10 protein-coding genes are annotated in these 13476 nt (G+C 63.5%); 4 read left to right on the forward strand and 6 right to left on the reverse strand.

Annotated features, from left to right (window positions below):
- Positions 1-12 precede the first annotated feature (12 nt).
- The gene (locus VG543_RS10445; RefSeq protein WP_021204616.1) at positions 13-933 is read right to left on the reverse strand and encodes a Ku protein; all 921 of its coding nucleotides are present in this window, start codon (positions 931-933) and stop codon (positions 13-15) included.
- A gap of 163 nt (positions 934-1096) precedes the next feature.
- Positions 1097-1495, reverse strand: coding sequence for a hypothetical protein (locus tag VG543_RS10450; protein WP_329843448.1), 399 nt, complete (start codon positions 1493-1495; stop codon positions 1097-1099).
- A 148-nt stretch (positions 1496-1643) separates the two neighbouring features.
- Between VG543_RS10450 and VG543_RS10455 the strand changes: the two genes are divergently transcribed.
- Positions 1644-1982 carry a hypothetical protein gene (locus tag VG543_RS10455; protein ID WP_005411772.1) on the forward strand — a complete coding sequence of 113 codons (339 nt, stop codon included), beginning with the start codon at positions 1644-1646 and terminating at the stop codon, positions 1980-1982.
- A gap of 155 nt (positions 1983-2137) precedes the next feature.
- On the opposite strand, the gene VG543_RS10460 is transcribed toward VG543_RS10455, so the two are convergent.
- Positions 2138-4228, reverse strand: a complete 2091-nt coding sequence (locus tag VG543_RS10460) for a TonB-dependent receptor family protein (protein ID WP_423178954.1) — start codon at positions 4226-4228, stop codon at positions 2138-2140.
- Positions 4229-4400: 172 nt separating this feature from the next.
- Between VG543_RS10460 and VG543_RS10465 the strand changes: the two genes are divergently transcribed.
- From VG543_RS10465 to VG543_RS10475, 3 genes are all read left to right on the forward strand, one after another.
- Entirely contained in the window at positions 4401-5603 is a 1203-nt protein-coding gene (locus VG543_RS10465; protein ID WP_099588736.1) for an aromatic amino acid transaminase, read from the forward strand.
- 340 nt (positions 5604-5943) lie between these two features.
- Positions 5944-6960 (forward strand): class 1 fructose-bisphosphatase, encoded by a 1017-nt coding sequence (locus VG543_RS10470; RefSeq protein ID WP_021204612.1) that lies wholly within the window; start codon positions 5944-5946, stop codon positions 6958-6960.
- A gap of 108 nt (positions 6961-7068) precedes the next feature.
- On the forward strand, positions 7069-7776 hold the full coding sequence (locus tag VG543_RS10475) for a 2OG-Fe(II) oxygenase (protein ID WP_019337497.1): 708 nt from the start codon (positions 7069-7071) through the stop codon (positions 7774-7776).
- Positions 7777-7838: 62 nt separating this feature from the next.
- Here VG543_RS10475 and VG543_RS10480 read toward each other — a convergent pair whose 3' ends face one another.
- The 3 genes from VG543_RS10480 to VG543_RS10490 are packed head-to-tail and all read right to left on the reverse strand — an operon-like array spanning position 7839 to position 13474.
- Positions 7839-8021, reverse strand: a complete 183-nt coding sequence (locus VG543_RS10480) for a hypothetical protein (protein ID WP_021204611.1) — start codon at positions 8019-8021, stop codon at positions 7839-7841.
- Positions 8022-8026: 5 nt separating this feature from the next.
- A complete protein-coding gene (locus tag VG543_RS10485; protein ID WP_423178953.1) occupies positions 8027-10243 on the reverse strand; it encodes an RHS repeat-associated core domain-containing protein in 2217 nt (738 codons plus the stop codon).
- 15 nt (positions 10244-10258) lie between these two features.
- The gene (locus VG543_RS10490) at positions 10259-13474 is read right to left on the reverse strand and encodes a DUF6531 domain-containing protein (RefSeq protein ID WP_423178952.1); all 3216 of its coding nucleotides are present in this window, start codon (positions 13472-13474) and stop codon (positions 10259-10261) included.
- Positions 13475-13476: the final 2 nt, after the last annotated feature.

The raw sequence follows: 13476 nt of genomic DNA on the forward strand, positions 1-13476 counted from the left end.
CCAACGACATGCTCAACCTGCCTTGCGGCGTGCAGCGGTCTTCTTTGCAGCTTTCTTCGCAGCCTTCTTGGCTGCCTTCTTTACCGTGGATTTGGTGGCTGCTTTCCGCGTTGCCGTCTTTTTCGCTGGCGTGCGCTTGTTGGCATCCAGGCTCTTCTGCAGCAGCGCCATGAAATCGACCACATTGGTGCTGGCGTCCTCGCGCGGTGCAGGCTCATCGTCGACCCGCGTGGTACCCCCCTTGGACTTGATGCGCTTGTTCAACACCTGCTGCAGGCGCTCGCGGAATTCATCGTGATACTGCGACGGATCCCAGTCGCCGGCCATCGACTCGATCAGCTGTTCGGCCATCGCCGTTTCCTTGCTGGTGATGCGGTAGTCGGACAGCTTGCCGGTGGGCAGCTTGTACTCCTCCGGATCCACCAGTTCCTGTGGATAGCGCAGGATCATCAGCACCAGTGCGTCCTCATGCGGCATCACCGCGCACAGGTACTCGCGTGTGCGCACGACCACCCGCGCGATACCGACCTTGCCGGTGCTGCGCAGGGTCTCGCGCAGCAGCACATAGCCTTTCTCGGCCTTCTTGCCGGGCACCAGCAGATACGGTTTCTCGTAGTAGCGCGGATCGATCTGCGATGCATCCACGAACGATTCCACTTCCACGGCCTCGTGGCTTTCTGGTGCCGCCGAACGGATATCGCCTTCCTCCAGCACGACATAGCTGCCCTTGTCGTACTCGTAGGCCTTGACGATGTCCTTCCAGGGAACTTCCTCGCCCGTATCGGCGTTGACCCGCTCAAAGCGGATCGGCTTGCGATCGCGGGAGTCGAGCATGCGGAACTGCAGATCGACCTTGCGCTCTCCGGACATCAGTGACACCGGCACATTGAGCAGGCCGAACGAGAGCGTGCCAGTCCAGATCGGGCGGGCCATGGGCGTACCTTTGGCGGAGCAGGGCATCCAGCTTCGGATGGGCGGTGTAAACCACCCGTGTCGATACCGTGCACGCGGGTTCTACGGAAAACGGTAGTGCCGGGCACTGGCCGGCGGAACTCGCGGCCTGTAGTTTCCCGGGGTTGCCGGCCAGCGGCCGGCATTATTGCAGCAACGGCCTCACCGCCGCCGCCGGGATATGGTCCAGCGCGCGCCAGGCGTCCTCCACGACCGGGCGTGCCTGCGACCAGCCCAGCCGCGACTGCCCGCGCATCTGTTCCCAATGCTCGGCCAGTTCCTCGCAGGTATCGGCAGCATCACCGCGTGGCCAATCCGCGGCATGGGTCGTCAGCGCGAAGGCATATACCGGGCACAGATCGCGCCAGTTGCGGTTGCTTTGGCCACGCCTCTCCTCGTAGTCGCTGATCATGTACTGCAGGTAGTCCTGCGCCACCGCCTGCGGATCTTCCTGGCGGCGCGTGCGGCGCTGGGCAGTGCGCTGGCCGAGTGGATCGAGCAGGGCGTTGAACACGGACGGTGCGGGTCGTTCAAGACGGGGCATGGCCGGCTCCTGCAGCGGGGGCGGGTGGGCAGGAATACGCGCGGTGCCGTTACCGGGGGGTGAGCGAGATGTTCATGACGCCAGGTTCGCAACGGCTTTACCTGCGGGGCGGTGTAGTGGAATCCCCCCCAAGGGCAGGTACCAGACCATGAGCCGAGAGACCTCGCGAGACCCGCTGCGGGAGAACCACCCGCCCATTCCCGGCGAGCAGCGCGGCAAGCGCGATGCCGACAACGCCGACTACCGCGGCACCGGCGCGCCGTTCTTCGATGCCGAGCACGACCACCTGCCGGTGAAGCACGAGGCTGAACAGGCGGCCCAGGACCGCAAGGATGGCGGTGACCGCCACCGTGGTGGCCAGGAGAGCCCGCTCAAGCGCCGCGAGCGCAAGCAGCGCGCCAGCGACAACCAGGACGAGGCGCTGGAGGAGACGTTCCCGGCCAGCGACCCGACCTCGCCGTTCGTGCCGGCCAAGGCCCCCGACTGACCGGTAGTGCCGGCCGCTGGCCGGCAGCCTCCTGACGCCCTGCGCGGCGCGATGCCGGGCAGGGCCCCCGATTTACGGGTAGTGCCGGCCGCTGGCCGGCAACCTCCTGACGTCGTGCACGGCGCGATGCCGGCCAACGGCCGGCACTACCCCTTTCAACGCCACGACCACTGCAGGCCGACGTTGGCTCGCCGTCCCGGTCCCGGCTCATAGAAGCGCCCGTTGCCGTCATTGACGATCACCGAGCCGATGTAGGCTTGGTCCAGCACGTTCTCCAGCCGGGCGAAGGCGCGCAGCTCACCGCCCGGCAGCGTCCATCGACGGCCGGCTTCCAGGTGCAGCAGGGCGTAGCCCGGCGCGCGCTCGGTGGCCACGTCATGGACCACAGTATCGCTGCTGGCCGAGGCCTCCAGCGCCCACTGCCACTCAGCGGGGCTCCACTGCAGGCGTGCGAAGGCCTGTTGGCGGGGCACGCCGGGCAGGCGGCTGCCTGCGGCGACCAAGGTGTTCGAGGTCAGGTAGGGCGAGCGCACCTGAGCCTGCAGCCAGGTCCATGCCAGCTGCAGTTCCAGCTGTTCGCCCAGCGGCTGCCGGTACTGCAGTTCCATGCCCTGGCGGCGGGTGCGGCCGATGTTGCGATAGGTGCTGCGCCCGCCGATATTGCTGGCAACTGCCAGCTCATCGTTGGTATCTGCGCGGAATACGCTGACATCGAGCTGGGCTCCGCCTTGCGCGTGCCACTTGCTTCCAATCTCCAGATTGCGGCTGCGGGCGGCCGCCAGATCCAGCGCCAATCCCGCCTGGCCGTCGGCGCGATAGCCCAGTTCGTTGAAGGTAGGCGTTTCGAAGCCACGTCCCACCGCCGCGTGCAGCCGCCACTGCGGGCTCGCTTCGAAGCTGATCCCGGCCGCCGGCGTGGTCGCCTGGTAGCGCCGGTGACCACTGTCATCCGGGTTGCGGGCGGTGATGTAGCGATCGTCCGAGTTGAAACGCACGGTGCTGTGGCGCAGGCCGGCCAGCAACGACCAGCGCGGGCTCCATTGCCACCAGGCCTGGGCGAACTGGTCCACGTTCTGCACGGCGTCGATCTGGTCACGACGCAGCCGTCCACGCACGCCCAGGGCGCTGCCGAGGAAGTTCTCATGGCCGGTGCGATGCTGGCGCTGGCGGTCGGCGCTGAGCCCGGCCACCAGGTCCAGCGGCCGGCCGCCAAGGTCACCCTGCCAGCCCCAGCGCGCGTCCAGCCCGCCGTAGCCGCCCTCCAGATCGATCACCCCGCCGGCATGCAGGGGGTTGGCCTGGGCGGTCGGTGGGATCGGCAGGTACTGGCGTACCGCGCGCTGGCCGGCATAGCCCATCAGCTGCCAGCGCTGCGGCCCGGTTTCACGTGTCCAGCGCAGGCCGGCCTGCTGCTGGCGCACCGATTTGCGGGTGTTGTACTGGTGCGCGACTGCCGTGGCCTGGCGCGGATCAGCCGCCACCTGGGCACGGGTCAGGCCCAGCGGGTCCTGCGCATCCGGTGCATCAAGCGCATTGAGCAACAGCTCCAGCCGCCCGCCGCCCAGCTCGCCCCCGACGCGCGCGTTGAGCGATTCACGGCGTGCTTGGCTGTGATCGCGCCAGCCATCGGTGCGGAAGTGATTGGCGGCGATGTTGTAGTCCAGTACTTGGCCGGCCCCCTTCAGCTGTGCACCGACGCTCAGCGTGTTGTCGGCACCGGCGCTGAGCCGCAACCGCCACGGGTCGCCGGCCTGGCCCTGTTCGCTCCAGACCTGCAGCACGCCACCGGAGGAATTGCCGTAGAGCGCGGAAAACGGCCCACGCAGCACCTCGATGCGTTCGGCACCAAGCAGGCTGGCATGTGACAGCTGGCCTTGGCCATCGGGCATGGTTGCAGGGACCCCGTCGATCAACACCCGTACCCCGCGCACCCCGAAGGTCGAACGCGCGCCGAAGCCACGGATCGAGAGCTGGGTGTCCTGGGCGAAGTTCTGCCGGTCGCGCGCCAGCAGACCGGGTACCCCAGCCAGCGCTTCGGACAGCTGCGCGCCGGTGCCAGCGCGGCTGGCATCGATCCAGACCGTGTCCTGGCTGGCCGGCAGCGCGAACGGGTCGATGCCCGGCACCCGTGCAGCCTGTACCTGCACCGCCGGCAGGGCGGTGGGCGCAGGCGCGGCCATCACCGCCCAGGGCGACAGCAGCAGGGCGGAAAGCGGCAGGCTACGGCGGCGTGCGGCAGTTTTCATGATTCAGGTTGATGGGTCGGGCGGCAACGCACGCCATGGTACGGGGCCGTGGATGACGATGGCGGCGGCCAGCCCCCGGCAGGCTTTGTTACGATGGGCTGTTTCCGGCCGAAACGCCGCAGACCGCGTAGCGCACTTCCTCCCCCTTTCCGTCTACCGAACGAGTACCGCCGTGTCCTTCTTTGCAAACGTGGAACTGGTCCCAGGCGACCCGATCCTGGGCCTGACCGAGGCGTACAACGCCGACAGCCGCCCGACCAAGGTCAACCTGGGTGTGGGCATCTACTACGACGAGAGCGGCCGCATTCCGCTGCTGCGCGCCGTCAAGCAGATCGAGCAGCAGCTCGCCGCTGAAGCCAAACCGCGCGGCTACCTGCCGATCGATGGCCTGCCGGCGTACACGCAGGCCACGCGTGAGCTGGTGTTCGGCAAGGACTCGCCGCTGCTGGCCGCCGGCCGCGTCACCACCGCACAGACCGTTGGTGGCAGCGGTGCGCTGCGCGTCGGCGCCGACGTGCTGAAGAAGCTGCTGCCGCACGCCACCGTTGCGCTGAGCAACCCGAGCTGGGAAAACCACCGCGCCGTGTTCAGCGCGGCCGGCTTCGAGGTGCTGGATTACACCTACTTCGATCCGACCACCCACGGCGTCAACTTCGACGGCCTGCTGGCGGACCTGGGCAAGCTGGAAGCCGGCACCGTGGTGCTGCTGCACGCCTGCTGCCACAACCCCACCGGTGCCGACCTCACGGTCACCCAGTGGAAGCAGGTCGCACAGCTGCTGAAGGACAAGCAGCTGTTCCCCTTCATCGACATGGCCTACCAGGGCTTCGACAAGGGCATCGAGCAGGACGGCGCAGCAGTGCGCATCATCGCCGAAGCCGGCATCGACAGCTTCATCGTCGCCAACTCGTACTCCAAGTCGTTCTCGCTGTATGGCGAGCGCGTGGGTGCGCTGTCGATGGTGGCGCCGACCGCCGCTGACGCCAAGGCCGTGCAGTCGCAGGTCAAGCGCGTGATCCGCACCATCTACTCCAGCCCATCCACCCACGGTGCTGCGCTGGTGGCCGGCGTGCTGACCAACCCGGAACTGCGCGCGATGTGGGAGCAGGAGCTGACCGAGATGCGCGAGCGCATCCATGCCCTGCGCCAGGGCCTGGTCGAGAAGCTGGCCGCTGCAGGTGCCCCGCAGTTCGGCTTCATCAACGAGCAGGCCGGCATGTTCTCCTACTCCGGCCTGAGCCGTGAGCAGGTCGAGCGCCTGCGCGACGAGTTCGGCATCTACGCCGTCGGCACCGGTCGCATCTGCGTGGCCGCGCTGAACCAGAACAACCTGGAATACGTCGCCAAGGCCGTGGCCACCGTCGCCAAGGGCTGAAGCAACGCTCCAGTAGCTTGAGGACAAAGGCGCCGAAAGGCGCCTTTGTTTTTTGCTCCCGCTCTTGCCTTTGCCATCCCCACCGCGCTCGCGGCGAACCCTGACGCTCGCGGGAGGGGGAGGCGATGCAGGACCGTTGGCGCCATGGATGGCGCCATCGAGCTTACAGGGACGTACTTGCAGCGTGTCCTGCATCGCCTTCCCCTCCCGCGAGCCTCGACAAAAGGAAGGCGCCACGAGCGCAACGCATCTGGAAACGATTACGCCTTCCCGCGCTCACGCACGCCCCCGCCATACGGGCGACAATAGGCGTTTTCCCGCTGCCGAGACCTGCCCGCCCATGTCCCGTACTTCGTTGACCCGCTTCCTGATCCAGGAACAGCACGCCGGCCGCATCAATGCCGACCTGCGCCAGCTGATCGCCGTGGTGGCCCGCGCCTGCACCAGCATCTCCATCGCCGTCAGCAAGGGCGCCCTCGGTGGCGTGCTCGGCGATGCCGGTACCGGCAACGTGCAGGGTGAAGCGCAGAAGAAGCTGGACGTCATCAGCAACGAGATCCTGCTTGAAGCCAACGCCTGGGGTGGCCACCTCGCCGCCTGCGCCTCGGAGGAAATGGACCACAGCCAGCCGGTGCCGGACATCTATCCGCGCGGTGATTTCCTGCTGCTGTTCGACCCCCTCGATGGCAGCTCCAACATCGACGTCAACGTCTCCGTCGGCACCATCTTCTCGGTGCTGCGTTGCCCGACCAATGTCGAACTGCCGGGCGATGACGCCTTCCTGCAGCCGGGCAGCAAGCAGATCGCCGCTGGCTACTGCATCTACGGGCCCAGCACCCAGCTGGTGCTGACCGTCGGCCATGGCACCCACGCCTTCACTCTGGACCGCGAGAAGGGCGAGTTCGTGCTGACCACCGAGAACATGCAGATTCCGGCGGCCACCCAGGAATTCGCCATCAACATGTCCAACCAGCGTCACTGGGAAGCGCCGATGCAGGCCTACGTCAGCGACCTGCTGGCGGGCAAGGAAGGCGCGCGCGGCAAGAACTTCAACATGCGCTGGATCGCCAGCATGGTGGCCGACGTGCATCGCATCCTGACCCGCGGGGGCATCTTCATCTACCCGTGGGACAAGAAGGATCCGTCCAAGGCCGGCAAGCTGCGCCTGATGTACGAGGCCAACCCGATGGGCCTGCTGGTCGAACAGGCCGGCGGTGCCGCCTCGACGGGCCGTGAGCGCATCCTCGACATCCAGCCCGACCACCTGCACCAGCGCGTGCCGGTGTTCCTGGGTTCGCGCGAGGAAGTGGCCGAAGCCGTGCGCTACCACCACGCGCACGACGACGCACAGGGCTGATCGGCGGTTGCCTGACGGCTTTCATGGCAGATCGATGACATGACCGTGGGGTGACACCAAGGGCGGCAAACGGCACCATCAAGCCGTTGCCGCCTAAGGAATGCACGCATGCACGAGCAGGGCCCGGTCGATTTCATCGAAGTCATCCACAACGCCGTCCCCAGCGAGGTCTGCGCGGCCATCGTTGAACGCCTGCGCGCCACGCGTGGCCTGCAGCCCGGTGCCGTGGGCAGTGGCGTGTTCCCGGAACTCAAGCACAGCAAGGATCTGCGTATCAGTGGCCTGGACGGCTGGCAGGATGTCGACCAGCAGCTGCAGATCGCGGTGTTCAATGGCCTGCTGACTTATCTACGCCGTTATCCACAGGCATTGATCGCCCCGCTGATGTTGCAGATCCAGGACAGCAACGGCCAACCGCGACGCCTGTCTGCCGAGGACTTCCCCGACATGCCGCCGCAGCAGCTGGCCGATCTGGCCCGCACCTGCCTGCGCCCGGGTGCGATCAACCTGCAGTGGTATGCGGCGGGCGAGGGCGGTTACCCGTACTGGCACTGCGAACTGTACCCGAAGGATGCGCAGGCCGAGACTCTGCACCGGCACGTGCTGTGGACGCTGTACCTCAACGACGACTTTGACGAAGGCGAGACCGAGTTCCTGTTCCAGGGGCGGAAGATCGCACCACGCACCGGCAGCCTGCTGATTGCGCCGACGGCGTTCACTCATACCCATCGTGGCAATCGCCCGCAGGGCGGGGACAAGTTCATCGCGACGAGTTGGATCCTGTTCCAGAGTGCGCAGAAGTTGTTTGGTGGATGAACGTCGAGCATGCTCGACGATATCGCTTGCTCGACTTCGTTCCACTTTCAGTCGAGCAACCTCTACCGTGGGCGACGGCGATAGAGAATCGTGCCCGCCGCTACACCGAACACTGCCACACCGAAGCCAACGAGCTCTTCTTCTCCAAGCCTGCCACCCGACATCAGCTTGCCGGCCGTCAGCAACAGGACGTTCAATGGAAGCATCCACAGGAACGCGATGCCAAGCCAGTAGATAATCTTCATTTCATCTATTTCCCACCACAGTCACAAGGAGATGCAGGCCCACCGCCATTTTCTTTGATGCCCTTGGCGATTTCGTGCGCATCAGACAGCTTAGCGGTTCCTTTCAGAACACTTCGAATTCCCTTGCTTAGACTGGTGATTGTATTGAAGTTGCTCACGTAGCGACCTATCTGGGCTCCCTGCCATCCCAACAGTGATCCGCCCACTTTTTCCAAAGCCGGTGTCCTCTCTTTCCCGTCAAACGCGGTCGCCAGGTTGTTGGCTCCATCGTGGAAGGTGGCCAAGCCCATTGCCGCCACCGTCAAACCAACGAGTCCGCCATCTTCGCTTCCTGCGACCGCTGCAAAGATGGAGTCAGCACTACCCGCAGTTATTGCACCGACGCCAGCCGCCATGTCGGCTGCTCCCAGGATTGCTCCGAAATAATCCGTCTTGCAGAGACCCAATGGATCGAACCCGGTGACGGGGTTTCCTTCAGCGTACGCGTAGGTATTCAGTCCCCCCGCCAATCCAATCGGATCACTCTGCACATACCGGCCAATGCTCGCGTCATAGTCGCGGAAGCCGTTGTACCAGAGGCCGCTTTCCGCGTCGTAGTACTGGCCCGGGAAGCCAATGTTCAACCCGCCAATCTCATCCTTCTGGACACTGCGTCCATAGGCGTAGTTGTAGGCCTTCCAGACGGTCTGCTGGCTTGGACTGGTGACAAACTCCGGGCGCCCGAGATGATCGGTATGCACGTAGTTGTGCTGGCCATTGCGGGCTAGCCCCACCAGTTCACCTTCGAGCCAGAAATAATTGGTCCACATGCCGTTGTTCAGCTCAGTCATGAGCTGGTTCTGGCCAGCGTAGAAGTAGCGGCTGTTGATGTTCTTGTTGACCTTCGCAACGCGCTGCCCCTGCGCATTGAGTACGTAGTCAGTCGCAGTGCCACCGATGTTGCTGCGGCTCATGCGATTGAATGCATCGTACTCATAGGTGCTGATCCGGCTGCCTGCGGTCTCGCTGATACGATTTCCCAATGCGTCGTACTGGTACTGACGGCTGCCGTCCTGGTTGGTGTAGTTCAGCACCCGGTTGCTCCCCGGGTCGATGCTGTATTGGGTCAGCTGATTGCCTGCCTGATAGCGGTCGTGATTGCCGCCGGCATCGTAGGAAAGATTGTTGATGACACCGAAGCGGGTCAGCTTGGTCATACGACTCAACGCGTCGTAGCCGATCAACTGGGTCATGTTCGGGTCGACAGCGTCGACAATGGCGGTGATTTCGCCATCGCCGCTGTACTGATAGTCCCAATAGCTGACCTTGCTGCCATTGGGTCCCCAGACCGACATTGCGGTCAGCCGCCCCTCCTGATCATGGTTGTAGCCCCGGGCAAGCCCGTTGCCATAGGCCAGCCACTCATGCGCTCCCGTGACCTTCCAGTTGGCCTGGGAGATGATTGAGCGTTGAGTCCCGTCGACCGTCGCCATCAACGCACTTGGTTTTCCTTGGGAGCCATATGTGTAGGTCGCCTTGTCACCGTTAGGATAGGTGATCTGGCTCAGGCGATTGATGCCGTCGTATCCATAGGTGGTGCTGTAGTCCGTCTTCTGACCAGACAGATCGGTGAAGTCGCGCCGTATCTGCAGCTGTCCGTTCGGTGTATAGGCAAAATGGGTGGCGGTTCCGGGCCCTGAAGTGCCGCACAGCTGACCTTTACCGTTGCCGCACCAATCGTAGCTATAACCCATTGTTCGGCCTTCTGCGCTCGCAGAAGTCATTCGTCCCAGACCGTCGTAGCCGAAGGAGACGACGCTGCCATCGGCCCGCGCCGTCGATGTCCGCAGACCTGCAGCATCGTACTGGTGCTGTGTCGTTCCCGTATCCGGACTCACCTGTTTCCACATCTGGCCGAAACCATCGAATTCGTAGGTGGTAACGAGATTGCGGGGATCGCTCACACGGATCGGGCGATCTGCGAGATCGTACGCAATCTGGGTCGTCCCTCCAGCAGCATCGATTGATTGGATCAAGCGACCGCGAGCGTCGTAGCTCATCCGGGTAACCCGATTCTGCGAATCGGTGACCTGGGTGACGCGTCCCTCCGCGTCATAGGCATAGCGCACATTCTGTACGCCGTTGCCGCGCTCGACGATCACACGGCCCAGTTCGTCGTACTCATATGTGTTGACGGAGACAACAGCGTTCAGCCCGATCAGGGCAAGCGTCAGTGCTGGCATATGGACAGTCCTTTGTTACCGAGGCTGTTCGCAGGTGACGCGACCACAGCTTCCCATGTTGTTCTCAACAGACAATGTCGTCCTCCCCTCCATGCCCCACGCAGCACCGCCAGAGGCCATCTGCGCCTTGTAGATGAAGCTGACGTTGCCATTCCCGGTGTTCTTCGGACCAACGCTCTTGGTAAAGGTTGCAACCGCCCCGGGCGGCACCGGTCCAGCTAGGCCCATGCTTTCATTGAGCTGAAGAATTCCGAATGCGAGATAGGTGTCGCCAGGATTCCACACGACGTTCCCGGTATTACGGAACTGGAACGTCAGCTCCGATGAGCCACCATTGAATATCTGGCGGGGTGATGCCGAAGCGCTGACGAGTTCTGCATTGCGCACCACTGCGGGGACCGTGAACGTGCCCGAGCGATTGATGGTCAGGTTCGGACCGCCAACAGGCGAGATACCGTGCACGAATAGTGCTTTGCCCCCGTGATTCGATCTTACGTTGCCGTCAAGAGGGATCTTGAACCAATAGGCACTTCCGCGTGCCTGGCACGCGTTGGCAACGTTTCCGTCGGTCGCCAAGTTGGCGCGGCCCGAAGCGACGAATGTGCCGCCACCAGCTGCGCCACCGGCATAGACGTGTACGTCGATCGAGGCGTCCACGCCAACTGAGCAGGCCCAGCCTTCAATGAAGAAGTTCCAGTTGCCGTCCTGGGTCACGCCGCCGATGTCACCAACGATGGTTGCCGTTGGAATCGCAAACACGCCAGAGTTCGCGAGCGGTCGGTCCTGGCCGCGGCCCTGCGGAGATTGGCCGTAGACGGAGAACTTGCGGCCGCCCAACTGCTGCCTCTGGGCTAGCGATATCGGCAACTGATACCTATAGGCACTCCCTGATGCTTGGCAAGCCGCTGCAACTCCTGGCTCGCTGGCAAGGTTTGCTTGAGTGCTACCCAGGTAGACGTTGCCGTCGGCGTAACCGTCCACCTGGATTGACCCAGCCGAGCCAGTGGAACAGGCCCAGCCACGCACGAACCAGTTCCACTGCGCATCATGAGTGATTTCGTCAATCACGCCGCTCACCATCGAATCCATCGGATAGTCGGTTTGTGAAACCTCGGTGCGCGTGCGATTGGAAGCGTTGTTGTAGCTATGACGGGTCCACGCCCACTTGCCGTCCCCCATTGAACGGACTTCCTGCGTCAGGCGGCGCCCTGCATCGTAGCCGTAGCGGACTGTCACGCCATCAGGCTGGGTAAGCGAGGCGATGTCACCTGCAGCGGTGTAGCCAATGGCGGTCGTCGCCCAGCCGGTTCCCGAACTGGTTCTGTCGGACACAACGCGGCCACGGCCGTCATACGTCAACTCTCGCACACCACCGTTCGCATTGACGAAGCGCCCCGGCAGCCCCAGTCCGTTGTAGTTGGAATAGCTGATCGTATGACCAAGCGCGTTGGTGACACTGGTCAGATCGCCCTGACTGTTGAAAACGGAGGTGACGTCGTCCTGCGCAAGCGGTCCATCGACTTTGATGGAGGCCTTCAATCCGTTTGGGTGATAGGTATACGTGCTTCGGGTCACTCGCGTCTGGCTGGGCACTCCACGTGCCGTCAGATTGCGCTCGGTTGCGCTGGCCACGTTTCCGCGATCGTCATAGGAATAGGCAACTTCAAGATCACCCACCACCGTTGTCTTGAGGAGTCGGTTGCGCGTGGTATCCCACTCCTGCAACGTCGTACGTTCGGCCGAGCTCCCGACCGCTTCCACCCGCTTCAGCAGGTAACCCTGTGCGCTGTAGTCGAAGTTGGTCAGATTGTCCTGGAAATCATGGACCAGATCCGGATATCCGTTGGCGTCATAACTCTGCTCCTTGTAGCTGGCAGGGCAGTTCGGCGACGGATCACCCTTGGTCGATACCATCTTTCCGTCCTTGAACGTGTAAGTGGTGCTACGACCAAGAGGGTTGGTCACAGTGACATCAATATCGACGGGCCGCGTAAGGCTCGGCGCAGCGGCGGCCGTCATACCGAGAGCGCTCTCCATCGGCAGCGAGTCAACAGGCAGCGAGCGCGGTTGATAGCAGATCCGTGAGCCTCCGGTGCGCTGTTCGCACCATCCACGCTCTTCATCGGCACGGACACCGCCGGGTCGAGTCGGAGCGGGGGGCGGAAGCACCGGTTCGGTGCTGCGTACGGCGTAGCTGAAGCGGAACCGCTCAATGCCACCGTTGTGCTCTGTGCTGATGGCGCGGCGCTCCGCGTCGTACGCAAACGTGGAATAGCGCACGCCATTAAAAGACTTGCCAGTCAGGGCACCCGGGAAGCGGGCATCTTCGTAGTGGTAGCTGATCGTCGTCGCTGGTGTGCCTGGCAGCGTCGAGCTGGCAAGCCGGCCACGTCCGTTCCCGAACACATTGGGGGTATAGGCGTAGCGATAGATATTGCCGGCCGGATCGGTCACCTGGCTGACCTGTCCGTTGGCCCAGCCAAAGCTGACGCTGCGTCCCGAGGAGTGCGTCACCTTCTGCAGGTAACGGTCAGCATAGGAGAACGTCCAGCTCACGCCCTGCTCATTGCTGAGTCGGGTGATGTAGCCCTCGGCGTTGTAGGTCTCCGTACCGTTGTTTTCGTTTCGAAGCGTAAACGTGCCATCGCCGTTCGCGGAGAGGTACGCGATGGGCTGGGCCTTGTCCTCATACCAGCGACCGCTGGCCGGATCCTTGAGGTACTTGATGCGACGACCGTCAGGCCGTTGCACCCACGCCAGCTGATTTGCATCGGTGAATGCGAGCGAATAGTCGAAGTTGCTCAGCCAGTGATTGCCGAACAGCCCGGTCGCGCTCCAGTAGTGATTGTAATTGCGCTGCAGGAACAGGCCCATTTCGCCCTGGCTGGCGAAATCAAGTTCTGGTTCGACCTTGTTGCCGCTGTAGAGAACGACAGGATTACCCTTGCGGCCGTTGCAATCCTTCTCTTTGTCATCGGTCGGCTGCTCCTTCGCGGTTTCGGTCGGAATTGCACCGCCGCCGCCATTGTCCATTTGAGACTCGGACAGGTGGACACCACTGCCGCCGCCAAATCCAAAACCACCTACACCGCTACCTCCAGCAGGGCGTTTGGCGGTGACCTGAACGGTTTCGAGAGTGTTTGCCGCGGTTGCCAATGCCATCGGCAGGCAAAGCAGCGGCAGAAGAAGAAGACGGGACTGCAGGGTGTTCCGCGTTGCAACGTGCGTCATGC

It is taken from the genome of Stenotrophomonas sp. CASM101 (assembly GCF_049384845.1).
Classification (GTDB): domain Bacteria; phylum Pseudomonadota; class Gammaproteobacteria; order Xanthomonadales; family Xanthomonadaceae; genus Stenotrophomonas; species Stenotrophomonas hibiscicola.